Annotated in this window: 23 protein-coding genes; 10 read left to right on the top strand and 13 right to left on the bottom strand. The window is 73.1% G+C overall.

The features are described 5' to 3' along the window. Position 1: 1 nt before the first annotated feature. Both BU197_RS31385 and BU197_RS25655 read right to left on the bottom strand, forming a co-directional pair. A complete protein-coding gene (locus tag BU197_RS31385) occupies positions 2-1447 on the bottom strand; it encodes a sugar transferase (RefSeq protein ID WP_188270680.1) in 1446 nt (481 codons plus the stop codon). After that, positions 1444-2769, bottom strand: coding sequence for a glycosyltransferase family 4 protein (locus BU197_RS25655; RefSeq protein WP_317452088.1), 1326 nt, complete (start codon positions 2767-2769; stop codon positions 1444-1446). The genes BU197_RS31385 and BU197_RS25655 overlap by 4 nt, the downstream gene beginning before the upstream one ends. A gap of 500 nt (positions 2770-3269) precedes the next feature. Between BU197_RS25655 and BU197_RS25650 the strand changes: the two genes are divergently transcribed. The 5 genes from BU197_RS25650 to BU197_RS25630 all read left to right on the top strand — a co-directional run bounded on the left by BU197_RS25650 (position 3270) and on the right by BU197_RS25630 (position 6768). After that, positions 3270-3509 carry a chaplin gene (locus BU197_RS25650; RefSeq protein ID WP_188270679.1) on the top strand — a complete coding sequence of 80 codons (240 nt, stop codon included), beginning with the start codon at positions 3270-3272 and terminating at the stop codon, positions 3507-3509. A 516-nt stretch (positions 3510-4025) separates the two neighbouring features. Beyond that, positions 4026-4307, top strand: a complete 282-nt coding sequence (locus BU197_RS25645) for a hypothetical protein (protein ID WP_188270678.1) — start codon at positions 4026-4028, stop codon at positions 4305-4307. Positions 4308-4541: 234 nt separating this feature from the next. After that, positions 4542-5597: a hypothetical protein gene (locus tag BU197_RS25640; protein WP_188270677.1), complete on the top strand. Its 1056-nt coding sequence runs from the start codon at positions 4542-4544 to the stop codon at positions 5595-5597. A gap of 184 nt (positions 5598-5781) precedes the next feature. Next, positions 5782-6258 carry a hypothetical protein gene (locus BU197_RS25635; protein WP_223182837.1) on the top strand — a complete coding sequence of 159 codons (477 nt, stop codon included), beginning with the start codon at positions 5782-5784 and terminating at the stop codon, positions 6256-6258. 231 nt (positions 6259-6489) lie between these two features. Beyond that, complete coding sequence (locus BU197_RS25630; RefSeq protein ID WP_188270676.1) at positions 6490-6768, top strand: chaplin; 279 nt, start codon at positions 6490-6492, stop codon at positions 6766-6768. Positions 6769-6837: 69 nt separating this feature from the next. On the opposite strand, the gene BU197_RS25625 is transcribed toward BU197_RS25630, so the two are convergent. Both BU197_RS25625 and BU197_RS25620 read right to left on the bottom strand, forming a co-directional pair. Next, on the bottom strand, positions 6838-7704 hold the full coding sequence (locus tag BU197_RS25625; protein ID WP_188270675.1) for a tyrosinase family protein: 867 nt from the start codon (positions 7702-7704) through the stop codon (positions 6838-6840). Beyond that, complete coding sequence (locus tag BU197_RS25620) at positions 7688-8101, bottom strand: tyrosinase family oxidase copper chaperone (RefSeq protein WP_188270674.1); 414 nt, start codon at positions 8099-8101, stop codon at positions 7688-7690. Before BU197_RS25620 ends, BU197_RS25625 begins: the two co-directional genes overlap by 17 nt. A gap of 176 nt (positions 8102-8277) precedes the next feature. Here BU197_RS25620 and BU197_RS25615 point away from each other — a divergent pair, with 176 nt between their 5' ends. From BU197_RS25615 to BU197_RS25605, 3 genes are read left to right on the top strand one after another with little or no spacing between them, the layout of a single operon-like run. Further along, positions 8278-8781 (top strand): DUF5949 family protein, encoded by a 504-nt coding sequence (locus BU197_RS25615; RefSeq protein WP_223182838.1) that lies wholly within the window; start codon positions 8278-8280, stop codon positions 8779-8781. A gap of 19 nt (positions 8782-8800) precedes the next feature. Then, positions 8801-9451 (top strand): vitamin K epoxide reductase family protein, encoded by a 651-nt coding sequence (locus tag BU197_RS25610; RefSeq protein WP_188270673.1) that lies wholly within the window; start codon positions 8801-8803, stop codon positions 9449-9451. Position 9452: 1 nt separating this feature from the next. Beyond that, positions 9453-10460: a glycoside hydrolase family 26 protein gene (locus BU197_RS25605; protein WP_188270672.1), complete on the top strand. Its 1008-nt coding sequence runs from the start codon at positions 9453-9455 to the stop codon at positions 10458-10460. 13 nt (positions 10461-10473) lie between these two features. On the opposite strand, the gene trhA is transcribed toward BU197_RS25605, so the two are convergent. Beyond that, entirely contained in the window at positions 10474-11148 is a 675-nt protein-coding gene (gene trhA / locus BU197_RS25600) for a PAQR family membrane homeostasis protein TrhA (protein ID WP_188270671.1), read from the bottom strand. A gap of 196 nt (positions 11149-11344) precedes the next feature. Between trhA and BU197_RS25595 the strand changes: the two genes are divergently transcribed. Then, positions 11345-13168: a phosphoenolpyruvate carboxykinase (GTP) gene (locus BU197_RS25595; RefSeq protein ID WP_188270670.1), complete on the top strand. Its 1824-nt coding sequence runs from the start codon at positions 11345-11347 to the stop codon at positions 13166-13168. A 136-nt stretch (positions 13169-13304) separates the two neighbouring features. Here the strand turns inward: BU197_RS25595 and BU197_RS25590 are convergent, their stop codons facing one another. From BU197_RS25590 to BU197_RS25565, 6 genes are all read right to left on the bottom strand, one after another. Then, positions 13305-13922: a hypothetical protein gene (locus BU197_RS25590; RefSeq protein ID WP_188270669.1), complete on the bottom strand. Its 618-nt coding sequence runs from the start codon at positions 13920-13922 to the stop codon at positions 13305-13307. Beyond that, positions 13909-15444 (bottom strand): substrate-binding and vWA domain-containing protein, encoded by a 1536-nt coding sequence (locus BU197_RS25585; RefSeq protein ID WP_223182857.1) that lies wholly within the window; start codon positions 15442-15444, stop codon positions 13909-13911. Before BU197_RS25585 ends, BU197_RS25590 begins: the two co-directional genes overlap by 14 nt. A gap of 200 nt (positions 15445-15644) precedes the next feature. Further along, entirely contained in the window at positions 15645-16865 is a 1221-nt protein-coding gene (locus BU197_RS25580; protein WP_188270668.1) for a toxic anion resistance protein, read from the bottom strand. An 89-nt stretch (positions 16866-16954) separates the two neighbouring features. After that, on the bottom strand, positions 16955-18085 hold the full coding sequence (locus tag BU197_RS25575; protein WP_188270667.1) for a hypothetical protein: 1131 nt from the start codon (positions 18083-18085) through the stop codon (positions 16955-16957). A 150-nt stretch (positions 18086-18235) separates the two neighbouring features. Next, the gene (locus BU197_RS25570) at positions 18236-18628 is read right to left on the bottom strand and encodes a hypothetical protein (RefSeq protein WP_188270666.1); all 393 of its coding nucleotides are present in this window, start codon (positions 18626-18628) and stop codon (positions 18236-18238) included. A 203-nt stretch (positions 18629-18831) separates the two neighbouring features. Continuing rightward, a complete protein-coding gene (locus tag BU197_RS25565; protein WP_188270665.1) occupies positions 18832-20043 on the bottom strand; it encodes a pyridoxal phosphate-dependent aminotransferase in 1212 nt (403 codons plus the stop codon). Between the two features lie 148 nt (positions 20044-20191). Here BU197_RS25565 and mptB point away from each other — a divergent pair, with 148 nt between their 5' ends. Then, positions 20192-21787, top strand: a complete 1596-nt coding sequence (gene mptB / locus BU197_RS25560) for a polyprenol phosphomannose-dependent alpha 1,6 mannosyltransferase MptB (protein ID WP_223182839.1) — start codon at positions 20192-20194, stop codon at positions 21785-21787. Positions 21788-21923: 136 nt separating this feature from the next. On the opposite strand, the gene BU197_RS25555 is transcribed toward mptB, so the two are convergent. Both BU197_RS25555 and BU197_RS25550 read right to left on the bottom strand, forming a co-directional pair. Next, positions 21924-23516, bottom strand: coding sequence for an N-acyl-D-amino-acid deacylase family protein (locus BU197_RS25555; protein ID WP_188270664.1), 1593 nt, complete (start codon positions 23514-23516; stop codon positions 21924-21926). Between the two features lie 53 nt (positions 23517-23569). Continuing rightward, a complete protein-coding gene (locus BU197_RS25550) occupies positions 23570-24835 on the bottom strand; it encodes an alanine racemase (protein ID WP_188270663.1) in 1266 nt (421 codons plus the stop codon). Positions 24836-25365 lie beyond the last annotated feature (530 nt).

The following is a 25365-nucleotide window of genomic DNA, read 5'->3' as shown; positions in this document are numbered from 1 at the left end:
GTCAGCTCCCCGTGTGCCGGACGACGCCGGCGGCCGTGCGCAGCAGGATGCAGACGTCCTGCCAGAGCGACCAGTGGTCGATGTAGTGGTTGTCGAAGCGGCAGCGGTCCTCGATGGAGGTGTCGCCGCGCAGCCCGTGCACCTGCGCCAGACCGGTGAGCCCCACGGGCATCCGGTGCCGGGCCGCGTAACCGGTGTGGACCTTGCTGAACTGGGCGACGAAATAAGGGCGTTCGGGCCGGGGTCCGACCAGGCTCATATCCCCGCGGAGTACGTTCCACAGCTGGGGCAGCTCGTCGAGGGAGGTCTTGCGCAGGAGGCGCCCCGCCGCGCTCATCCGCCGGTCGTCCGCCACGTTCCAGCGGGTCGCCGACTCGGTCTCGTCGGAGGGGCGGAGCGTACGGAACTTCAGCAGCGTGAAGTGGCGCCCGTACTGGCCCACCCGCTCCTGCCGGAACAGCACCCCGGGCCCGTCCGAGAGGCGTACGGAGAGCGCGCACAGCAGCAGGACCGGCAGCGCGAACGCGAGCGCGGGCACGACGAGCGCGAGGTCGAGGGCCCGTTTGGCGGCCAGTCCGCGCCGCTCGTCCGGCGGGACGATCGGGCGCCGGGCGTACCCCCACACATGGGCGCCCATCGGCCCGCCCGCCTGTTCTCCGCCGACCCGCCAGGTGGCGCAGCCGTACCGCTGGAGGAGCCGGACGAGTCCGGGGTCGTCGTCGAGGAAGACGGCGTCGCGGACGGCGTTCTGGATGACGGCCCGGTGGATCTCCTCGGCGGTGGTGAGCACCGGCAGGCCGGGCTCCCCGCCGGTCCTGGCCGCGCCGCCCTGCGCGGGCACGCCGACGATGCCGACCGGCCGCAGCCCGTACTCCGGGTGCCGGTCGGCGGCGGTGGCGAACCGGCGCGCGGCCCCGGTCCCGCCGACGACGAGCGTCGACCGGGGGTGGGCCCGCGCGATCCGCCGCCGCCGGGCCAGCAGCACCGCCCGGACCAGGACGGCGGCGCCGACGTGGGCGCCGTAGGCGGCGCAGAGCCGTCGCGGGCCGAGGGCGAGGGCGGGGGAGTACGCGGCGACCGAGGCGGCCGCGAGACACCAGACGAGCCCCGCGCGCGAGGCGAGGGCGGGCAGGTCGTCGAGGGCCCGGGTGTAGGCGGCGGGGCGGTGGAGTCCGGCGCGTCCGTCGAGGAGCAGGACGAGGGCCACGACCGGAAGGAGCAGCCGGATGTCGTGGTGGGAGGGGCCGAGGAACAGGGCGCCAGTGAGGGTGGCCAGGGCGTCGGCGGCGACGAGCGGGGCCGTGCCGGAGCGGCTTCGGGGGCGTCGGCGGGCGGGCAGCGAGAGCCGGGGCGTGCGGCGCGGGACGAGGGGGGCCAGGCCGAAGGTCGGGCCCGCCGTGGGCCAGGGGCCCGGCGAGGAGGGGACGCTGGTGCTTTCCGTGGTCACTGCGCAATCGGCTCTCTGTGCTCGGCACCCCGCGCTCCGGCCAGTGCGCGGTAGACGTCCGCGACGGCCTCGGCGGTGTGCCGGACATCGAAACTGCTGAGGATGTGCTCGTGGGCCTCTCGGCCCAGGCGGTGCCGCAGCTCCGGCCTGCCGAGGAGGCGGCCGAGGGCGGTGGCGAGCGCGGCCGGGTCCTCGGGCGGGACCAGGCACGGGGCGCGGTGGGCGGACGGCAGGCTCTCGCGGGCCCCGTCGACGTCGCTGACGACGACGGGCCGGCCGGTCGCCATGGCCTCAAGGGGCGCCAGGGCCATGCCCTCCCAGCGGGACGGCAGGACGACGACGTCGGCCGCCCGGTACCAGGGGACGGTGTCGTCGACGGCCCCGGTGAAGCGCACCGAGGGGCCCGCGCGGTCGCGCAGCCGCTCGCGGTCGGGTCCGTCGCCGACCAGGACGAGCCGGGCGGTGGGCACGTCGGCGAGGACGGCGGGCCAGGCGGCGAGGAGTACGTCCTGGCCCTTCTGGCGGCAGAGTCTGCCCACGCAGACGGCGGTGGGCGCCGGATTGCGGGGCGGGCCGGAGAAGGCGAACCGGGCGGTGTCCACGCCGTTGTGGACGACGGACCATTTCCCGGAGCCCCTGCCGCTTCCGGCGCTTCCGGTGCTCCTGGTACTCCCCGTGCCGCCAGTGCCGCCAGTGTCCCCAGTGCTTCCGGTGTCTCTGGCGGCCTTGGTGTCCCGGGTGCCACCGGATTCCCGGGTGCCACCGGATTCCCGAGAGTCCCGGGTGTCCCCGGTGTCCCTGGAGCCCTTGGAGCCCCTGGCGACCCCGGCGGCTTCGCCCGTACGCCGCTCCGCCTCGCTCACGCAGAGGATCCGGTCCGCCCAGCGGGCGCCGAACCGTTCCCAGTGGCGGGCGAGGGCCGCGGTCGTCCCCTGGACCGCCTCGAAGGACCAGGCGTGCGGCTGGTAGACGGTGGGGATCCGGCCCCGGACGGCGAGCCGGGAGCAGAGCCCCGCCTTGGCGCTGTGGGCGTGGACGAGGGTGGGCCGGACGGCATGGATCAGCCGGGCCAGGTCGCGGGTCTCGCGCAGGAGCGCGGGGCCGGGGTCCCGGCCGGCCTGCCAGTCGAGGGTTCCGGCGCCCTCGGCGCGGACGGCGGCGGAGAGGGGGGTGCCGGGCGGGCAGGCGACGGCGACCCGCAGCCCCGCGGCGAGCTGGGCGCGGACGAGGTCGACGACGACCCGGGCGACTCCGCCGTCGCCGGGCTGGACGGTGTGCAGGACGGTGACGGACGCGGGGTCCGTGTCGAGTGAAGGCAGCACGTCAGCGCCGGGCGGTGCCGAATTCGGGGAGACCGGATTCCGTCGCACACGGCAGGGTGTGCGACACGCTGCGAGGCACGGCGACAGGCGCTGAATTCCGCATACAGGTTCTCCGCTTTGATGAGAGGAGGAAGGGAAGACCCGCGGGGGCAGGGAGAAGGGGAACGGGGGAGGACGTCGTCCGTGTGAAAGACAGGAAAGGAGTGGAGGGGAGACGGGACCGGAAGCGGCGTCCGGTTCCGTTATAACCTCGGTACGGGGCGGTGGTGAGCATGAGATGTCCGGACATACTAACTCCCGTATCCGTGCGGCCGGTTCCTCGTTGAGCGTGTTGCGCCATTCCGCGTCGCCTTCCTCTCGCGGCCCTCTTATGGCCCAAAGATCGGTTGAACGTCACCCGTTCGGGAGAGCAACCGATGGAATTCGGAGCCGTTGTTGAAGGAGCCGGGCCTGACGGTCCGCGCACTCCGCGTTGAATTCCGACCGAGGAGCAGTTCCCCATGTCCCGTATCGCCAAGGCCGTCGTTCTGACCGTGGGCGCCGCAGCCGCCGTGGCCGGTGCCACCGGTGCCGCCATCGCCGACTCGGGCGCCATGGGCGCCGCCGTCAACTCGCCCGGAGTCCTCTCCGGAAACGTCCTCCAGATTCCGCTCCACGTTCCGATCAACCTCTGTGGAAACACGGTCGATGTGGTCGGTGTGCTGAACCCCGCCTTCGGCAACACCTGCGCAAACTTCTGATCGCGCACGTCTGACCGGTCCTTTCCCGGCCGGTGCACCCGTCCCGTGGGGGCGGGCGCACCGGCTTTTTCCTTGCGGGGGCGGGATCGCCCCTCGGTCGGCACCCCCGGGGTGCCGACCGGTGCAACGGCGCACCCCCTCCGAAGGGCAGGCCGCACACCGCAATTCACCCGAACGGAGGTGTGGCGCTGCGTAGTTCAGCGGTAGCGGAGGGCTATAACCGCAGGCTCCGCGAGGGAGCGGCGATCCCGTACGGACGAAGGGCGAACGCGCGTACGCCTCCCGGGCGGCCGGTTCCGGTTCCGATTTCTGTGCGTCGGACGTACGTGTGATCGATTCGGGGGCGCGTGATCGGCAAATAGCACCGGTCGATATCGATCGGGTGCATGTCGAGAAAACCTCCCTCCCGGAGTTTCCGGGGGGCGTACCTCTCGTTACAGAAGCAGAACGCCGTACGGGGAGCGCTCAAGGGCCCCTTGTCGTACGCGACTTGAAAGAACAGAGGAAGGATTTCCCATGAAGCCCACCAAGGTCGCCGCGGTCGTCGCCGGTTCGCTGATGGCGCTGGGCGCCGCCGCCCCCGCCATGGCCGCCGACGCGCTGACCCCGACCAGCCTGAACGGTGGCCTGGAGGCGATCGCCGCCAACGGTCTGAAGTCGGACGCGCTGAGCAGCACCACGGAAGGCTCCCCGGTCAAGAAGATCACGGACACGGCCTCCCAGCTGAACAAGCTGACCAAGGCGGCGCCGCTCCTCGGCGGTCTCCCGCTGGGCAGTGGCCTGCCGCTGGGTGGCTGACACCACCTCAGCGCGTCGCCTTTCCCCGGGAATTGCGGATCCTTCCGGATCTTCTCCACACGGTCGGCTGATTGAATGATTTTCAGATTGGCCGCCGTGTGGTCCACGCGGGGCGATGTGTGCCGACCTATACCCTCTGGGCCAGTCACACGCGAACGTTCGGCGTGGATCAGGCCGGTCGGAGCGAGGGGGGATCCTCGTCGGCCTCTCCCTTTTCTCCAGAGGAAGAGCGGTATGCGGTCCATCATCAGCAGGAAAGTACTCACCGCGGCGGCAGCGACCGGAATCCTGTCCCTGAGCGGCGGATTGGCCCTGGCGGTGAACTCCCAGACCGGCGACGGCCCGAACGGCCTCGCCGTCGGCCGGGCCCAGGCGGGGGCTCCGCTCTCCGCCGACGTCTGTGCCAAGACCAGGGAACTCGGCGAATTCATCTCCTCCGCCGTCGGCGATCTCTGCTCCCCCGCGGAGCGACCCGATCATCAGACCGAGGAATCCGGCGCCCAGGCCCATGGGTCCGACAACGACCACGACCAGTCCGGCCGGCACCACGAGGAAGCCGGTTCCGCGCCCCAGGACCAGTCCGCGAGCGGCGGCAAGAGCCAGGAGCAGGCCACCGGCAAGACCGAAGGCGGAAACGCCGAAGCCGGTCGCGAGGAGAGCCGCGAAGAGAGCCGCGAGGAGGGCTACGGCGAGGGTTACGCCGAGCCCGAGGGATACAACGAGCCCACCGCCGAAGGCTACGCGGAGCCCATCGCCGAGCCCTCGGCCCCCGCGTACGGCGAGCCCGCCCCCGAGCACACCGGTTACGGCGAGCACACCTCCGAGCCCACCGGCTACGGGGAGCCCACCGGCTACGGCGAGCACACCACCGAACCCACCGGATACGGCGAGCACACCACCGAGCCCACCGGTTACGGCGAGCCCAGCCCCGAGCCCACCGGATACGGCGAGCACCCCGGCACCGGTTACGGCGAGGAGCCCGGCGGCTACGAGTACGGCGAGGAGCCCGGCTACGGCGAGACGACGCCGCCCACCACCCCGCCGACCACACCCCCCACGACCCCGCCGACCACGCCTCCGACCACACCCCCCACCACCCCGCCCACGCTGCCCCCCACCACGCCTCCGACGAGCCCGCCGACCACGCCCCCCACCTCCCCGCCGCACCTCCCCGAGACCGGCAACGACCCCGCGCTGTGGGGAGCGGCAGCCCTCAGCGCCGCGCTCATCGCGGGCGGCACCTTCCTGCGGGTGCGCGGCGGCCGGGCGGCGGCCACCCGCCGTCACTGACCCCGTACGGACGCCCTCCCCGGACCCCGGAGAGGCGGCGTCAACCGGGCCCCCGACGTCACCCGTTGGGGGCCCGGCGCATGCCCGGCGCATGGCCGCACACGGATATACCCCGCCACGTTTCGGCCACCGACGTCGTTCACCTCATATGAATCTGCGCTCTCACGCGGGCATGGGACTCCTCATGACCGCACTCGCCTCCGCAGCCCTGGCCGCCCCCGCCGCCGCCGTCGAAGCTCCGGTGGTCGTCCCGCTCCAGGGTCTGGAGCCGCTTCTGCCGATGGACGCGCCGACCATCGCGACCGGCGTGCCCGTCCCGGTGCCCGGCGCCCCCACCGGCTTCCAGAAGGGCCTCGGCACCCTGCCCGGCCTCGCCCTGCCCAGCGTCCCGCTCACCGGCACCCTGCCCGGGACCCTCGTCGACGCCCCGCTGCCCGAGCTTCTCCGGGACAGCGACCCCGGCCACGCCCGGCTCAGCAGCCCGCACTCGGAAATCCTGACGTCCACCCCCGGCGCCGTCCTCGGCAACCCGCTCACGGCCCCGCGCGGCAACGGCCTCGACGGCCTCCCCGACCTGGGCGACCCCCAGCTCGGACTGCTCTCCCCGGTGCTCAGCGGAGCCCTGGACCCGCAGCTCGGACTGGCCCCCGCGACGGACTGACGTACGACCGTCCGCCGCGCCGTACGAAAACCCCTTCGCACACGCGTCGCCCGCGGTCCGAAAACGCCCCGTTCTTTCGCATGACGGGCCGGGAATCGGACCGCGGGCCATTTTTTCGGTTTTCCTTCTTCTCTTTCGGCGCAAAGGCCGTGACCCGCCCCGCCGCCCCGCGTTGAAAGGGACACAACGGTCGTGATCCCTGCGGCCGCTTTCCAGTCCAAGGAGTTTCTGATGTCTCGCATCGCGAAGGCTGCCGCGGTTCTCGCCGGCACGGGTGCCGTTGCCCTCACCGGAGCCGGCCTCGCCGTCGCCGACTCGGGCGCCGAGGCCCTCGCCGCCCACTCGCCCGGTGTCGCCTCCGGCAACGTCGTCCAGGTCCCGGTCCACGTGCCGGTCAACCTCTGCGGCAACACCATCAACGTCATCGGTCTGCTGAACCCGGCCTTCGGCAACACCTGCGTCAACGCCAGCGGCGGTCACAGCGACGGCGGCTACGGCTACGGCGGCTGACCAGCCATGCCGACGCGTGTCCCCCCGGTCCTTCGGGCCGGGGGGACACGCGTGTCCGCGGCCGCCCCGTCACACGTAGCGGTAGATCCGGCTGTGGTCGAACATCGAGGCGGGCGTCACCCCCCAGGGCGCCATCGTCTCGTTCCGGGCCACCACCTTCCCGCGCTGCGGGTCACCCACGGGCGGCGGCTCCGCCGGAAGGTAACCGGCCCCCGGATTGCGCTGCTGCCAGCGCGACCAGACCAGGTCGACGAAGGAATGGTGCAGCCAGAACACCGGGTCGTTCACCGAACCCCCGCCCAGCATCATCCCGCCGACCCACCGGTGCACCCGGTTGTGGATGCGGAACCGGTCGTTGCCCTGACCCCCCGACCAGCCCTCGACCCGGTTGCGGAAGCCCGTGGAACTCGTCGAGTTCCACGGCGAGGCGTCGTACACCCGCTCCCGTGTCACCTCGTCGAGCTGCGCCGCCGTCGGCAGCGTGATCGGATCGCGCGGACGGCCGAAGTCCCTGGTCAGAAACGTCTGCCGGGTCATCGCATGGGTGATCTCCCACTGCCCGGCGGAGTGCGCGAACGGCCCCGTCGTCACCTGGAGGTCGCTGCGCCGCCCGTTGCCGCCGAGGAAGTCCTCCGCCCACAGCGAGGACGCCGGACTGCTGTCCTGCGTCCAGTCCCAGTAGGGCACGGAGACCCCGGGGTCGAGCCGCCGCAGCGCCGTCTCGAAGTCGAGCAGGAACTTGCGGTGCCAGGGCAGGAAACTCGGCGCCATGTGGGCCGTCCGCAGCTTCCCCTCGCCGTCGGACGTGTAGTAGTCGATGTGGGTCCGGACGAAGTCGTCGTACGCCCCCGTCCTCTTGAGTTCCAGGACGGCGGCGACGAACGCGTGCCGCTCGGCCCTGGTCAGATCGCGCTGGTTCTTACGCGTGTACACCACGCGGGCTCCCTCCCGTCGGAGCGGTGTGGACGCCGTGCGCGCCCGCGAGCGGGGAGAGCGGGGCGGTCCCCAGCTCGTCCACGGTCGCGCGGACGGCGGCGAGCGGCGTCGGATGGGTCTCGTAGTGGTCGATGGGGGTGACGTAGCCGCCGTCGGCGCAGCGCATCAGATGCAGCGGGCAGCCGTCGACGAAGGCGAGCGGCGCCCCGCCGGGCGCGGAGAGCCCCAGCACCCGGCGCCCCCGGTACATCTCGTCGAAGGCATGCGGATCGAGGGGATCCTCGGGGCGTTCCCCCGAGGGCGGGCGGCCCGCGACGCGGCCGAGCGCACCCCCCGTGAACGCGGTGACGGCCAGGGTGTAGAGGGACCGCAGGGCGACGCGGCGCGGGATGATCATGAGGTGATCTCCTCGGGGTCGACAGGGGGTCCTTCCGCCACAGGAGGAAGAGCCCTTAGGGCACAACGATGAAACCCCGGGTTCGTTGCGGTACGGACGACCGGCGTTGCGAATGTCTACCGTTCGGGTGAAAACGGCGCGGGGAAAGGGTGGTTGGAGCACTAGCATCCGGATCCATGACCACTTCCAACGTCGTTTCCTCGGCGCGCAGCGCCTCTCCGCTGGGAACTCTCACGGTGATCCCGTGGTCCAGCGAGCCCTCCGCCGAATCGGCCGGTACGCCCTTCCTCATGGCGTACTCGCTCGGCGACGGCCGGGACGGACCGGAGGCCGGTCAGCAGGCCATGCGGGCGGCCCTGGAGACCATGGGACTCTCCGTGGGAGACCGGCTCTTCGACCTCGCCAAGGACACCGGGATCAACGCCTCGCTGCTCGTCGAGGGTGGCTCCGCCGTCCTCAGCCTGCCCTTCCTGAAGGTGCAGTGCCCGGTGCCCGCCGAATGGCAGGCGGCGGCCCGCGAGTCCGGGCAGGTCTACTTCCTCTGCTCGGTGCGCCCCTGGCCCGGGGGAGCCCCCGGGCGCCCGGTCGACGAGGCGCTGCTGCGCGCCTACGTCTCCGACGAGGAGACCCTCGCCGCGTGCGCCCATGTGATGATGCCCGCCCGCCGTCTCCAGGGCTGAGCGGGGAGGGGACCGCGTCATGGCGACGGTGGACGTACGGGGCGCAGTGCCGGGCCGGCGGCAGGAGGGGACGGCCGGGCGGGAGACCGCCGGGCCGATCGGAGCGGGCCGGGCCTTCGCCTGGATGCTGATGGTCACCGGGGCGGCGGGCACGCTCTCCGGCTGGGTGATCACCATCGACAAGTTCCTCCTCCTGGAGGACTCCGGCTTCCAGCCGGGGTGCAGCCTCAACCCGGTGGTCTCCTGCGGCAGTGTCATGAAGAGCGAGCAGGCGGCCGTCTTCGGCTTCCCCAACCCGATGCTGGGGCTCGTCACCTACGCCGTCGTGGTCGCCCTCGGCGCCGGACTCCTCGCCGGGGCCCGCTACCGGGGCTGGCTCTGGCTCGGTCTGAACGCCGGGACGCTCTTCGGCGTCGGCTTCTGCACCTGGCTGATGTACCAGTCGCTGTACGAGATCAACGCGCTCTGCCTCTGGTGCTGTCTGGCCTGGGCCGCCACGATCGTCATGTTCTGGTACGTCACCGCGCACAACGTGCGGCACGGGGTGATCCCCGCGCCCGGCGGGCTGCGGACCTTCTTCGGCGAGTTCGCCTTCGCCCCGCCGCTCCTGCACATCGGGATCATCGGGATGCTGATCCTGACCCGCTGGTGGGACTTCTGGACGAGCTGACGTGGCCCGCCGCCGCGCCTGGCCGCGAGCCGCACTGACCGTGCTGCTCGCGGCCCTTTTCGTCCTGCTGCTCCCGGCCGGCCGGATCGCGCCCGAGACCGGCCGGGCCGCCGTCCTCGACCCCGATCCGCTGACCGGGGTGCCCTCGGGCTTCTTCACCGGCTCCGACGAGGCCGGGGTGCGCCGGATCGCACGGGCGCAGGCCTGGCTCGGCGGGGACGCGCTGACCGTCGGGCACACCTATCTGCCGGGCGACCGCTGGTCCAACATCGAGGGGCACCCGGCGCTCTTCGGGCCGTGGGCGCGCTGGAAGGGGGCCAGACCCGGCCGGCTCTTCGTGCTCAACGTGCCGCTGCTCGACCGCAGCGAGGAGGGGCTGCCGGACGCCGAGGTGCGGGCGGGGCTGCGGGCGGGCGCGGCGGGCGCCTTCGACGGGCACTTCAGGATCCTGGGGGAGCGGCTCGTCGGGCACGGGCTCGGGGACGCGGTCCTGGTCCTGGGCTGGGAGATGAACGGCACCACGTACAGCCATCGCTGCGGTCCGGACCCGGCGGCCTGGAAGGCGTACTTCCGGCGGGTGGCGGGGGTGCTGCGGGCGGTGCGGGGGCAGCGGTTCCGGCTGGACTTCACGGCCAGCCGGGGGCGGGACGCGGTGCCCTGGCCGGAGTGCTATCCGGGGGACGACGTCGTCGACGTGATCGGGCTCGACGCCTACGACCAGCCCGCCGGGTCGACCTTCGAGGAGCAGCTGACGGAGCCGTACGGGCTCGCCCACCACGTGCGTTTCGCGGCGGAGCACGGCAAGCCCGTCTCGTATCCCGAGTGGGGGCTGTTCAGGAACGGCGACGACCCGGCGTACGTCCGGGCGATGCTCGACTGGTTCGCGGTCCACCGGCCCGTCTACCAGACGCTCACCGACTACTGCCCGCACGGGGTGTGGGGGTGCGCCGACCATCCGGAGTCGGCGCGGATCGTCCGGCGGGCGCTGGGCGGCCCGGCGGAGCCCTGAGGGCCCCGCGGGGTCAGGAGTGCTGGTAGGCGACCAGGGAGATGCCGACGTAGTGCACGATGAAGGCGGCCAGGGTCAGCGAGTGGAAGACCTCGTGGAAGCCGAACCAGCGCGGGGAGGGGTTCGGGCGCTTGATGCCGTAGATGACGCCGCCCGCGCTGTAGAGCAGTCCGCCGACGACGACGAGGACGAGGACGGCGATGCCGCCCGTGCGCATGAAGTCGGGGAGGAAGAAGACGGCGGCCCAGCCCATCGCGATGTAGCAGGGCGTGTACAGCCAGCGGGGGGCGCCGACCCAGAAGACCCGGAAGGCGATGCCCGCCGCGGCGGCGACCCAGACCGCCCACATGAGCGGCTCGGCGGTGGAATCGGGCAGGAGCAGCAGGGTGAGCGGGGTGTAGGTGCCCGCGATGATCAGGAAGATGTTGGCGTGGTCGAGGCGCCGGAGCACCGCCTCGCCGCGCGGACCCCAGTTCCCCCGGTGGTAGAGCGCGCTGATGCCGAAGAGCAGGCAGGCGGTGAGCACGTAGATCCCGCAGGCGATACGGGCGCGGGGCGAGTCGGAGAGGGCGACCAGGACGAGCCCCGCGACGATCACGGCGGGGAACATCCCGGCATGCAGCCAGCCTCGGAGGCGGGGCTTCGTCGGGAGTTCGATCGGGGGCACTTCCGGCGTGGCGGCAGTCATGAAAACGAATCGTACCTACGGTGCCGTAAGTCCTGGATACGAGTGGCGCTGCTCACGTGTGCACCCCCCTGGACATATGGGCGCAACGGGCGGATGATCAAATGAGTGCGGTCGGCACCGGATGAGCAGCTACGAAGCATCCGGGTCGCGGCCCCCACGGGGCACACCAGACAGAAACCCTCGACAAGGAGCGATCGTGGCGCGCGACAACGCGGCTCCCCAGAACCTTCCGACCCAGCACCAGGAGCTCGTCTCCTGGGTGAACGAGATCGCCGAGATCACCCAGCCGGACGCCATCGTCTGGTGCGACGGGTCCGAGGCCGAGTACGAGCGCCTGTGCGGGGAGCTCGTCGCCAAGGGCACCTTCAAGAAGCTCGACCCGGCCAAGCGCCCGAACTCGTACTACGCCGCCTCCGACCCGACCGACGTCGCGCGCGTCGAGGACCGGACCTTCATCTGCTCCGAGAAGGAGGAGGACGCGGGCCCGACCAACCACTGGAAGGCCCCGGCCGAGATGAAGGAGCTGTTCGCGGGGGAGAAGGGCATCTTCCGCGGCTCCATGCGCGGCCGCACCATGTACGTCGTGCCCTTCTGCATGGGCCCGGTCGGCTCCCCGCTCTCCGCCATCGGCGTCGAGATCACCGACTCCGCGTACGTCGCCGTCTCCATGCGCACCATGACCCGCATGGGTCAGCCCGTCCTCGACGAGCTGGGCACCGACGGTTTCTTCGTCAAGGCCGTCCACACCCTCGGCGCCCCCCTGGAGGAGGGCCAGGAGGACGTGCCGTGGCCCTGCAACAGCACCAAGTACATCTCGCACTTCCCCGAGAGCCGCGAGATCTGGTCGTACGGCTCCGGCTACGGCGGCAACGCCCTGCTCGGCAAGAAGTGCTACGCGCTGCGCATCGCCTCCGTCATGGCCCGTGACGAGGGCTGGCTCGCCGAGCACATGCTCATCCTCAAGCTGACCCCGCCGCAGGGCGAGGCGAAGTACGTGGCCGCCGCCTTCCCGTCGGCCTGCGGCAAGACCAACCTGGCCATGCTGGAGCCCACGATCCCCGGCTGGACCGTGGAGACCATCGGCGACGACATCGCCTGGATGCGCTTCGGCGAGGACGGGCGGCTCCACGCCATCAACCCCGAGGCCGGTTTCTTCGGCGTCGCGCCCGGCACCGGCGAGCACACCAACGCCAACGCCATGAAGACCATGTGGGGCAACTCCGTCTTCACCAACGTCGCGCTCACCGACGACGGCGACGTCTGGTGGGAGGGCATGACCGAGGAGGCGCCCGCCCACCTCACGGACTGGAAGGGCAACGACTGGACGCCGGAGTCCGGCACCCTGGCCGCCCACCCCAACGCGCGCTTCACCGTCCCCGCAGGACAGTGCCCGATCATCGCGCCGGAGTGGGAGGACCCGAAGGGCGTGCCGATCTCGGCCATCCTCTTCGGCGGGCGCCGCGCCTCCGCCGTCCCGCTGGTCACCGAGTCCTTCGACTGGAACCACGGCGTCTTCCTCGGCGCCAACGTGGCCTCCGAGAAGACCGCCGCCGCCGAGGGCAAGGTCGGCGAGCTGCGCCGCGACCCCTTCGCCATGCTGCCGTTCTGCGGCTACAACATGGGCGACTACATGGCCCACTGGGTCAAGGTCGGCGCCGACGCGGACCCGGCGAAGCTGCCGAAGATCTACTACGTGAACTGGTTCCGCAAGAACGACGCGGGCAAGTTCGTCTGGCCCGGCTTCGGCGAGAACAGCCGCGTCCTGAAGTGGATCGTCGAGCGCCTCGAAGGCAAGGCCGAGGGCGTGGAGTCCCCGATCGGCGTCCTGCCGACCGCCGACGCCCTGGACACCGAGGGCCTCGACCTCCCGGCCGAGGACCTGGAGTTCCTGCTCACGGTCGACCGCGAGGTGTGGCGCGAGGAGGCCGCCCTCGTCCCCGACCACCTGAACACCTTCGGCGACCACACGCCGAAGGAGCTGTGGGACCAGTACCACGCGCTCGTCGAGCGCCTCGGCTAGTCCCTCCGAGACTCGTGGTGGGTTGCCCCGACATTCCGCCCTGACCAGTGGGGTCACGACGGCTCACCACGACGCATCCGGCCCCCGGAGCCCCCTCAGGCTCCGGGGGCCGGCGCACGTCCCGGCCCTCCGGCCGTCACGGGCCCGCGCCCCGGTCGCCGCGCTCCTCCACGTACCGGGTGTGGATGTGCTGCCGCAGCGCCTCCGCGTCCCGCAGGGCGGCGGCGACCGCCCCCACCTCCTCGCGCAGCGCCGCGAGCTGCCGCTCCAGATGGCTCTCCGGCGGCTCGGCGCCCGGGGCGAACCGGGACCACCACCGGGTCCGTACGAAGGTGTCGACGGCCTCCGGGACGTCCTGGCGCACCGCGCGGGCCAGCACGTGCAGCTGCTCGGGGTCGCTGACCCAGCCCGGCGCGAGCAGCGCTTCGAGGAGTCCGTCCAGCTCGGCGAGGGACGCCCGCGCGGCCGACGGCAGCTCGACCTCGGCCAGATAGGCGCGCAGGGCCGCGAAGTCCGTCCGCAGCCCGTCGAGCCGGTCGCCCCCCGTCGCGAAGTCCGGGGTGTCCGGACGCTCCGGCGGCGCGAGCAGTGCCCCCGCCGCGTACAGACCGGCGACCACGAGCGGCCACAGCGGGCCGGCCGTCCCGGCGAGCGCGAGGCCCACCCCGGCGAGCCCGCCGACGCAGCCCGCCAGGTTCTTCCGGGACCCGGGGTACCGGGCGAGCCGGGCGAGGGGCCCGTCACTGGTAGCCACGGATCTCCTCGAACGCGCCGTCGAGCGAGCCCCGGGTGGCGTCGAAGAGCTTCCCGCCGGTCACGTCCGCGATGTGGCCCAGCTCGCCGCGATCGGAGTCGCCGAAGAGGATCGGGAAGACCGGGGTGTGCCGCTGGGCTTCGGGAAGCGAGCCGTAGAAGCCGTCGAAGGCGGTGGCGGGGTCGCCGTCGGTGTTGTCCCCGTCCGTCATCAGGACGATCGAGGTGAACGTGTCCCCGGGCGACCTGCCGAGGAAGCGGTACGCCTCCTGGAGACTGGAGTAGATCGCGGTGCCGCCCGATGCGGACAGCCTCCGCGCGTCGGCGGCGATCGCGTCGAGCGCCGCCCTGGGGGACGCCGGGTCCACCGTGCGCGTCCGCACCTCGCCCCGCTTCACCCCCGAGCCGAACGGCATCAGGGTCACCTCCTCCCGGTCGCGGAAGTCCCCGGTCAGCTCCACCAGGGCCGACTTCAGCCGGTCGAGCCGCTCGCCCTCCATGGAGCCCGAGGTGTCGAGGACGTAGACCGTGCGGGAGGGCCTGCGCAGGGTGTTGTCGTAGGCGTCGAGCAGCCCGTCCGCCACCGCCCGGCTGCCCGGGAACGGCAGCTCGCGCCGGGGCTCGCGGGCCAGCGCCGGAGCGGGCTCCACCCCGGCGACCACCGGCCGCCGCAGCGTCGTCGCGGTGATCCTCCGCTGCGCCTCGGGGGTGCGCAGATACGTGGTGAGGCGTCCGGCCGCCTCCTTCGCCTCGGGGCGGGCCGAGGTGAGCAGGGTCAGCGGATAGTCGGCCGTCACCACCCCGTCCGACGGCCGGATCACGGTCAGCTTCCCCGGCGCGGAGAGCAGCACGGACTCGTAGTTGACCAGGGCGTCGACATCGGTCCTGCGGGCGTACGCCGTCGCCAGCCAGCCGGAGGAACCCGAGGTCAGCTGCTGGCCCCGGAAGAACTCCTTCAGCCGGGGAGTGGCCGCCGCCACGTCCTTCCCGGTCAGCGCCGACTGGGCGCCGGAGAGCCCGGAGGCCACCGAGACCAGCGCGGAGAAGCCCGAGTTGGAGCGCTTCGGATCGGTCATGCCGTACGTCAGCTTCCCGGCGGCGACCGCCTGGTGCAGCTGCGACCAGGTGACCCGCGCCGGGTCCCAGCCGAGCCGGGCGACGGCCTCGGGACGCACGCCGAGGGCCACCGGCGAGGCCATCACCGGGGTCTCGCCGGTGATCCGGCGCGCAGTGTCGGGGCGCAGCCGCAGATAGGCGTTGGAGGAGAGCCAGACGGCGTCGTACGACTTCTCCGCCGCGCCCGAGGCGATCTGCTCGACGGCGTCGAGGGTGCCGACGTAGGTGGGCCGGACGGTGACGCCGGTCCTCGCGCGCGCCTCGTCGAGGACGGGCGCCATGTCGGCCAGCTCGGATGAGGCGAGGACCCGCAGGGTGCCCGGGGCGTACTCCTGCCCGTGCGGGGCGGGGCCCTCGCCGTCGGAGGAGGAACAGGCGGTGCCGGTGGCGGTGACGAGGAGGGCCAGCGCGAGGGAGGAGAGGAGACGGGCGAGGGGGCGGGAGCGGGGCTCGCGGGGGGCGGCGCCGGGTGCCGTGGGGGACCCGGGGGCCGTACGGGTCCGGGGCCGGGCCGGGCCGCAGGCCGTGAGGCGGGCGAGCGTACGGGTCCTCACGCGGGTCCTTGTCACGGTGCTCGGGTCGGTGGGGGCGGGGGCGCTGCGGGGGTTCACGCGGGGTCGCCTCCTTCCAGGGGGCCGGGGCGGCGGCTGCGGGCCAGCTGGGCGCCTGCTTCGCGGAGTTCGGCCGACAGCGCGTCGACGGTCGCCGCCATCGACTCCGTCGCCTGCGCCTTGTAGGCGTCGATGGCGTCCAGGGTCCGGTGGATCTGCCGGAAGGCGGTGCGCAGGGTCTCCGCGCCGACCGCCGGGTCGGCCGCGATCCGCTGGATCTCGCCCGCCTGGGTCGCCAGCATCTCCGCGTTGCCCCGGATCAGCGCCTCGGTGGTCGCGCGGACCGCGTCCACCTGCTCGGCCACCTTCCGCTGGTTCTCCAGGGCGGCGGCGAGCAGCACCGCGATCCGCAGTGCCGAGAGGGTCGTCGTCGCCGCCCGGTCGACGCCCTTGACCAGCTCGTCGTTGTTGCGCCGGACCACGTCCATGGCCAGGTATCCCTGGGCGCAGACGGCGAGTTGGGTCAGCAGGTCCTGGTGTTTCCGCCGGACGGGGAAGAGCACGTCGGCGCGGAGGGCGTCCGCCTGGGCCTGGTCGGGCGTCCGGGCGACGCGCTCCGTCACAGCCGTGTCCAGGGCCTCGGTGAGCACCGCGTACTCCTGGAGCTTGCCCATGGTCTCCCAGAGCACGGCCCGCTCGGTGTTCAACGCGGCGTTGTCCCTGCGCAGTTCGTCCTGACCGCTGCGGAGCGCGCCGACGATCGCGTTCAGCGTGGCCTGCGCGGAGGCGTACCTGGCGACGTGGTCGCGGAACCGGTTGCCGCCGGGGAGCTTCGCGAGGAGGCCCTTGAGGCCCTTGGCGGGGGTGTCCTTCGGGTCCAGGTCCTCGACCGTGCGCCGGAGTTCGACGAGGCTCGCGCCGACACGGCTCCGGGCGTCGCCGCCACCGGAGCCGAGCGAGCGGACCGTGCGGTCGAGCATGCGGTTCGACTGCTGGGCGGCGGAGCGCAGCTCGCCCGCGCCCAGGTCCGCGATCTCGTCGATCCGGCCCGTGAACTCGGGGGAGCGCGGATCGAGTCCGCCGAGCGAGCCGACGTACGCGGCGGCCCGGCGGGTCATCTCCGCGCGGGTCGCCTCGTCCAGCGGGACCAGCCCCGAGGCCTGCTCGGCGCGGACCGGGGGGACGGGCTCGGGCGGGGTGAGGACGAGCGGGGGGTCGGGCGGGGTGGTGTGCGGGGTGGTGTGCGGGGTGGTGTGCTCGGGCGGGGTCAGCGACATCGTGTGTCTCGTGCCTGTCGGGGTGCTCGGGGGCGTCGGGGCGCTCGGTCTTCTCGGGGAGGCGGGGATCCTCGGGTCCCTGGGTGTGGTCATGGGGTGTCCCCCTGGTCGCGGGCCCGGCGGGCCATCTCGCGCAGCACCTCGCCGGTGGGCACGGGCGCCTGGCGGACTCCGGTCAGCGTCTGGTTGAGATAGGTGTCGTGGGCCGCCGTCGCGGTGGTGAACTCGTTCGACGCGCCCTGCGGCCGGAAGCCGTGGCGGACCACGAGCCGTCGCAACTCCGGGTCGTCGGCGAGGAGTTCGCCGAGTGCGCGGCCGTTCTCGGTGAGCGGGACGAGGGTGTGGTCGCTGGTGACGGTGGTGTCCGGGTAGAGGACGACGAGGTCGCCCATCGGGAGCCCGGCCAGCAACTGGGCGGCGACCTGGGACTCGTAGACCAGGACGAGGGGATTGCCCGCACCGCTCACGAAGTCACGGAACGGGGCGTCGGAGCCCGTCTGCTGGGCGCCCTGGACCTGGACGAGCTTGCGCAGGAGCGGGGCCGTGCGGGTGACGGCCGCCTTGTCGCCCGCGACCCGTCCGCCGTCGGCGACATAGCTCGCCGCGGCCAGGTAGAGGGCGCCGGAGCTGGAGGCCAGCGGGTCGGTGGAGGTGATGAAGAGGGTGCCGCGCAGCTCGGTGTGGTCGGCGGAGCCCTTGAGCTGCTGCCAGGTCCGGTCGGCGCGGGCCGCCGCCAGATAGGCGTCCATGCGCAGGGTGCCGCTGGTGCCGCGCGGGCCGAGGGCCGCCAGACCGTTGGCGGCGAGGACCCGGGCGGCGGCGCTGTGCGCGACGACGACGAGCGGCGAGTAGAAGGGGCGCAGGGGCGCGGTCGCCGCCCGGTCCTTCCCCTTCGCCTTGGCGCGCAGCTCGTCGGCCGGGCCCCTGGAGGCGGGGAAGGCGAAGTCGTAGCCGTCGAGGGGGAGTTGCCCCATGTCCCAGGACCCGGAGGTCTCGGTGACCACGGTGAAGCCCTTCGCGGCGAGGGCCTTCACCACCTCGGGGTCGGCGAAGAACTCGCTCTTCTCCGATCCGATCACTCCTCGCACGGTCTTCGTCGCCGTGCCCGTGTCCTTGTCGCCGCCCGTCACGAGGACGGCTGCCACGCCGCCGAGGAGCAGGGCGGCCAGGACGATTCCCAGGATGCGTCTCACGCGGGCAGCGTGCTCGCGGAAACCCACGTTCCGGGGGGAGTCGGGTGGACGAGGGGTGAAGGGGCGATCCCGGTACCGAACCGGAGCGGGGGCCGCCGCTCGCGGGGTGGGCCGAAGTGGTGCCGGTGGTTGGGTGGCGCCCGGTCCGCGCGGTTCGTGCCGCGCGGACCGGGGCCGTCAGGGGGCGCCGACCAGGGTCTCCCCGGCCAGGGCGGCGGTGTGCGCGTCCATCCGCCCGGCGGCGAGGATCGCGACGACCGTGTCCGCCCGGGAGGCGGCGACGACCAGGGCGCGGCCCGCGAGGGCGTGCGCCCTGCGGTGCAGCTCGCGGGCGGGCGCGCCGCCCGGTCCGGAGTGCCGGGCGGGCGGTGCGCCGCGCAGCCGCGCCACCTGCCGGGCGAGGAGATCGCCCGCCTCGGTGTCGCCCAGCTCGTCGGTGACGGCGAGCAGGGCGGCGAGGTGTCCGGCGAGCTGGATGTCCAGCTCCTCCTCGCGGGAGCGGTGCGGATACGCGCTCTGGGCGTCGTCGGCCATCCGGTGGACCGATTTGGTGCGGATCGGTTCGTACATGGGATGGCCTCCTGGGTGCTCGGGAGCCATCCTAGCTTAGATTCTGTCTAAAGTTGAGTGCTGTCCGAAGTGTGGGCCGGGTTCGTTTCGGTGCGGGCCCTGGGCCGGGGCCGGGGCGTGGGCCGGGTGGCGCGGTCCCGGGGCTGCTCGGGCTCGGGGCCGTCCGGTGCGGCCCGGGATCAGTCGGTGCGGGCCCTGGGGTGTCAGCGCTGGGAGTACCCGTCGAGGAAGCGTCCGATCCGGGTCACCGCGTCCGCCAGGTCCACCGCCGCAGGAAGCGTGACGATCCGGAAGTGGTCGGGCTCGTGCCAGTTGAACCCCGTCCCGTGCACCACCATGATCTTCTCCGCCCGCAGCAGGTCCAGGACCATCTGCCGGTCGTCCTTGATCTTGTAGACGCTCGGGTCGAGCCTCGGGAACAGGTACAGCGCGCCCTTCGGCTTCACGCACGTCACGCCCGGGATCCGGGTCAGCAGCTCGTACGCCGTGTCCCGCTGTTCCAGGAGCCGCCCGCCCGGCAGCACCAGATCCTCGATCGACTGCCGGCCCTGGAGCGCGGCGGCCACCGCGTGCTGGGCCGGCATGTTCGCGCAGAGGCGCATGTTGGCGAGGATCGTGAGGCCCTCGATGTACGAGGAGGCGTGGTGCTTCGGGCCGCAGACCGCGAGCCAGCCGGAGCGGAAACCGGCCACCCGGTAGTTCTTGCTCATCCCGTTGAAGGTCAGGACGAGGAGGTCGGGCGCGATCGCCGCCGTCGGGGTGTGGGTGGCGCCGTCGTAGAGGATCTTGTCGTAGATCTCGTCCGAGCAGACCACCAGACCGTGCCGCCGGGCGATCTCCGTGAGCCCGCGCAGCATCTCGTCGTCGTAGACCGCGCCCGTCGGGTTGTTCGGGTTGATGATCACGATCGCCTTGGTGCGGTCGGTGATCTTCCGTTCGATGTCCGCGAGGTCCGGCATCCAGTCCGCCTGCTCGTCGCAGCGGTAGTGCACGGCCGTACCGCCCGCGAGCGAGACCGACGCCGTCCACAGCGGATAGTCCGGCGCCGGGACCAGGACCTCGTCGCCGTCGTCGAGCAGCGCCTGCATCGACATCTGGATCAGCTCCGAGACGCCGTTGCCCAGGTAGATGTCCTCGACGGAGAGCGGGATGCCCTTGGTCTCGTAGTGGCTCATCACCGCGCGGCGGGCCGCGAGCAGGCCCTTCGCGTCGCCGTAGCCGTGCGCGTCGGAGAGGTTGCGCAGCACGTCTTCCAGGATCGCGGGCGGGCACTCGAAACCGAAGGCGGCCGGATTGCCGGTGTTCAGCTTGAGGATGCGATGACCCGCGGCTTCGAGCCGCATCGCCTCTTCGAGCACCGGACCCCGGATTTCGTAACAGACGTTGGCGAGCTTCGTGGACTGGATCACCTGCATGACGCGAGCTTACGGCCGTGCGGCCCCGGCCGCCGCGTGTTTTGGACCACGTCGGGGGAGGAGCGGGGAGAAGGAGGAGGGGACGAGCAGGGACGGGCGGGGGCGGTGTGAGTTCCGGGGCCGGTGTGGCGGGATAGGTTGGGCCCCCATGTGGGTTTTCAGCGCCTCCGGATGCCGGTGGCTGGGTATGGGCGGATCGCTCGCCGTCGCCGCGGGCGGCTGGGCCGCCGGAACGCTGCCGGTGCGCGGCGGCTGGGGGCTGTGGGAGCCGCGCGGCTCCGCGCTCGCCACCGCGGGCAACCTCCTCGCGTACCTCGGTCTCGCCCTGCTCGTCGCCGCCTGGTGGCGGTACGGCGTCCTCCTCGCCCGGGGCGGGCGCCCCGGCGTCCGCGCCACCCTCGCCTGCTGGACCGCGCCGCTGCTCCTGGCCCCGCCGCTGCACAGCGCCGACGTCTACAGCTACATCGCACAGGGCGCCATGGTCATCGAGGGCCACGACGTGTACGGCGGCGGGCCCGCCCTCCTCGGCCCCGACGAACTGGGCGCGGACGCCGCCGCCTCCGTCGGCGGCCACTGGACCGACACCCCGGCCCCCTACGGGCCCGCCTTCCTCGTCCTGGCCCGGCTCGTGACCGCGCTGACCGGCGGCGCGATCGTCCCCGCCGTCCTCGGCATGCGGCTGCTCGCGGTGGGCGCGCTCCTCCTGATCGTGTGGGCCGTACGGGGACTGGCCGAGGGGCGCGGCGGACGCGACGGGGCCGTCTGGCTCGCCGCGCTCAACCCGCTGGTCCTGATCCATGTCGTCGGCGGCATGCACAACGACGGTCTGATGGCCGGTCTGATGCTGGCGGGCGTCCTGCTCGCGGTGCGCGGACGGTGGGTCCTCGGCGCCGTCCTCGTCGGCCTCGCGATGATGGTCAAGTCCCCGGCGGCGGTGGCACTGCTGTTCATCGGCGTGATCGTCGCCCGGGGCGCGGGCGGTGTCCGGGGGCTCCTCAAGGGCCTCGTCCTGCCGGGGCTCGTCGCCTCGGCGGTCGCCGCCGCCGCGACGGTGGCGGCCGGGACCGGCTTCGGCTGGCTGCGGACGCAGAGCGTCGCCGGGACCATCCACACCGCGCTCTCCGCCAGCAGCGACCTCGGGCTCGGCCTCGGGCTGCTCTTCGGCGACGACCCCGAGCCGGTCAAGGGCGCGGTGCAGAAGCTCGGGCTGCTCCTCGCGGCCCTCGTCGTCCTGGAGCTGGCCCGCCGGTCCTGGCGCGGCAGGCTCGACCCGGTCCTCGGCCTCGGCCTCGCCCTGGTCGCCCTGGTGGCGCTCTCGCCGATGGTCCAGCCCTGGTACCTGCTGTGGGGCACCACGGCGGTCGCGGCGGCGGCCTGGCACAGCCGCGCGGGCCAGTTCCTCGCGGTCCTCTCGGCGGCCCTCGTCTGGGAGACGGCCCCCTCGGGCCACACCCCCTGGTACGGCTTCGCCGCAGCGGGCGCGGTCCTCGCGGCGGGGCTGCTGTGGATGCGACGGGATCCGTGGCCGGTCACGACACCTGCGACTTCGGGCGCCGGGACCTCGGGCGCCGGGACCTTGGGTGCCGCGACTTCTGGTGCCGGGACCTCGGGCGCCGGGACCTTGGGTGCCGCGACTTCTGGTGCCGCAGCTTCGGGTGCCGGGACCTCGGACGCCGGGACCTCGGGCGCCTCCGCCCCGGGCACCGAGCCGAAGGGGCGCGGCGCGGAGCCCGCCGGGCGATAGGCCCTGCCCGCTCACGAGCCTGGGCTCATGGGGCTCGGGGCCCGTACCCCCCGCCCCCAGGGCCTCCCGCCCCAGGACCCTCCGCCCCCAGGACCCTCCGGGCCGGGCCCGTACCCCCAGCCCGGCGTCAGGCGTCCTACCGGCCCCTTCGGATCGACCTTCCCGCGAGGGCGTCCGTGCGGTGGCCGTCCTCCATCACGAAGCGGCCGTCGACCAGGACGTGCGGGATGCCCGTCGGCAGGGTTCTGGGGGACTCGTACGTCGAGCCCGCGCCGACCGTCTCCGGGTCGAAGAGCACCAGGTCGGCCACGTACCCCTCGCGGATCCTGCCCCGGTCCTGGAGCCGCAGCCGGGCCGCCGGGCGGCCGGTCAGATGCGCCACGCACTCTTCGAGGGAGAGGACGCCCAGCTCGCGTACGTACCGGCCGAGGTACCGGGGGAAGGTGCCGTACGCGCGCGGATGCGGCTTCGTGCCCTGGAGGATGCCGTCCGAACCGCCGGTGTGCGCCCGGTGCCGCATGATCGTCCGGACGTTCTCCTCATGGCCCACGTGCTGGAGGATCGTCGAGCCGAGCCGGTCCTCCAGGAGGAGCCTGCGGGCCGTCGCCCAGCCGTCCACCCGGCGGCCCACGTACGGGGCGAGCCCCGGTTCCGTCACCCCCGAGATCTCGATCGTGTCCCAGTCGACCGGCACCCCGTGGCAGCCGTCCGAGCCGACGACCTCCAGATGGTGCCGGATGCGCTCGGCCTCCGTGTCGTCCCGCAGCCGGGCCAGGACCGCCTCGGGGCCGCCCTCGCCCGCCCAGCTCGGCAGCAGCGCCACCAGGGTCGTACAGCCGGGCGTGTACGGATACGTGTCCAGGCTGATGTCCGCGCCCGCGTCGATGGCCGCGTCGAGCAGCGCGAGCAGCTCCGGCGCCCGGCCCTCGTTCTCCGCGAAGTTCATCGTGGCGTGGGCCAGGTGCAGGGCGCAGCCCGCCTCCCTGGTCAGCCGGACCATCTCCTCGTACGCCCGCAGCGCCCCCGCCCCGTACGAGCGGTGGTGCGGGCAGTAGTAGCCGCCGTACCCGGCCACGACCCGGCACAGCTCGGTCAGCTCGGCGTCCGGCGCGTACATCCCCGGGGTGTAGGTCAGGCCCGACGACATGCCGACCGCGCCCTGCTCCAGACCCTCGGCGACAAGCCGTCGCATCCGGTCCAGCTCGGCGCCGGTGGCCGGCCGGTCCTCCCAGCCGACCGCGAGCATCCTGACCGTGCCCTGCGGGACGAGATAGGCGGCGTTGACCGCGATGCCCCGCCCGCCGTGCCCCCGGTCCAGCCGGTCGAGGTACTCGCCGACCGAGCGCCAGTCGAAGTCGACGTCGTCCCCGGAGCCGTTCCAGCCGGTGATCGCCTTCCGCACCTCGGCGAGGGTGCGGTCGTCCACCGGGGCGTACGACAGTCCGTCCTGGCCGAGGACTTCCAGGGTCACGCCCTGCGCCGCCTTCGCCAGGTGCTCCGGGTCGCGCAGCAGCGCCAGATCGCTGTGGGCGTGCATGTCGATGAAGCCGGGGGCCAGGACGAGGCCCTCGGCGTCCACCGTGCGCCGGGCGGTGGGGCGCTGACAGCCCGCTGCCGCCGCCTCCCGCACGATCGAGACGATCCTGCCGTCCTCGACGCCCACGTCGGCGCGGTACGAGGGCGCTCCGGTGCCGTCGACGACCTCCGCGTCACGGAAGACGAGGTCCATGGGGGTACTCCTGTCCGTTCCTGCTGCCGTTTCCGCTGTCGTTCCCGGGCCGCTCAGAAGAAGGTGCGGACGTAGTCGACGACCGTGCCGTCCGCCTCCACCAGCGGGATCAGCTGCCACTTGTCGAAGGACGTGCACGGGTGCGAGAGGCCCATGCCCAGCCAGTCGCCGACCTCCAGATCGGCGCCCTCCCCGGTCCGTACCCAGGCGTGCTGGTCGGAAAGACCCGTGACCGTGATGCCGTCGGCGGGGCGGATCTCGCCGGTCCGCCCGTCGCGGACCACCTGCGCCTCGGGCAGGTGCAGGTCGTAGGCGGCGTCGCGCTTGCCCGCGTTGGTGAACGCCTGACCGGGCGAGGGCCGGGAGACCACCTGCGACCAGAGCCGGAACGCGGGCTCAAGGGCGCCCTCGTCGGGGACCCGGTTGAAGGGGGTCAGCTCCCGGTAGTGCCCGTCGTCGTGGGAGACGTACGCGCCCGAGCGCAGCAGCCGCAGGACCGGCAGGGACAGCTCGGGCAGCTCCGCGAAGACCTCGGCGACCGCGTCGAACCAGGCGCTGCCGCCCGCGCTGACCACGATCTCGCCGACCGCCGGGCCGAAACGGCCCGCCGCGTCGAAGGCGGCGGCGAGGGCGGTCAGCCGGCGCAGCCAGGCCCGTACCCGCTCGGGGTCGGCGTCCGGCACCTCGCCCTCGTATCCGGCGACGCCGACGAGCCGGAGCGTGCCGGTGGCGGCGACCGCGTCGGCCACCGCCGCGCACTCCGCCTCGGTACGCGCCCCGGTACGGGCCCCCTCGCCCGCGCCCAGCTCCACGACGACGTCCACCGGGCGGGTCGCCCCGGCGCCGCGCAGGGCCTCGTCCATCAGCTCCACCCCGCGCACGGAGTCGACGTAGCAGACGAAGCGGAAGTCCGGGTCGGCGGCGAGTTCGGCGGCCAGCCAGCGCAGCGCGACGGCGTCGACGAGTTCGTTGGCGAGGAAGATCCGGGCGATGCCGTGCGCCCGGTAGACACGGGCCTGGTGGGGCACGGCGGCGGTGATGCCCCAGGCGCCGTGCGCCAGCTGCCGGTCGAACAGCTGGGGGGCCATGGACGTCTTGCCGTGCGGGGCGAAGGCGAGGCCGTGGCGGTCGGCGTACGTCTCCAGAAGCCGCAGGTTGTGCTCGACGGACTCGGCGGAGAGGGCCAGGACGGGGGTGGTGAAGCCGCCGGTGAAGAGGTTGCGCCGCTGGGCGGAGAGCTGGCCGACGGTCAGGCCCTCGGCGTCCGGGGGCAGGGCCTTGAAGCGGTGGTCGACGCGCTCGTTCGCCAGGTCGGGCATGAGGCCTCCTCGTCATGGTGTTGCAGAGTGTGCAACACTCATTGCGCATTTTGCTCATGGCTGTCTAACATCCGGGCCGAGGCCGGGTCAATGGAATCCGGAGCGGTCGAACCACGGGGAGCCCGAGAGTGAGCGGACACACGCCCACGGAACCGAGCCGGAACACGGCTCGGAAGGGGGGTCCCGGGACGCCGGGCGACAGACCGGCGGCAGCCGGGAGCGGGGGGCCGACCGTGACGGCGAGCCTGGCGGGGAGCGGGGGGCCGACCGTGACGGCGAGTCTGACCGGGATCGAGGAGTCGACTGTGACGGCGAGCCTGGCGGGGAGCGAGGGCGTGGCCGGGGTGACGGCTCCGGCGGGGAGCGAGGGTCCGGAGAGGGCGCTTGCCCCGGCGGGGAGCGAGGGTCCGGCGCGGGTGGCGGCCCCGGCGGGGGGTGGCGAACCGGCGCGAGTGGCGGCCCCGTCCGTCACCGGCACCGTTCCCGCCATCCCCACCGTTCCCAACACCCCCGACACCCCCACCACCCCC

Origin of the sequence: Streptomyces sp. CBMA291, from assembly GCF_014596525.1 — a bacterium.
GTDB lineage: Bacteria > Actinomycetota > Actinomycetes > Streptomycetales > Streptomycetaceae > Streptomyces.
This window is presented reverse-complemented; position numbering and strand designations above follow the sequence as displayed.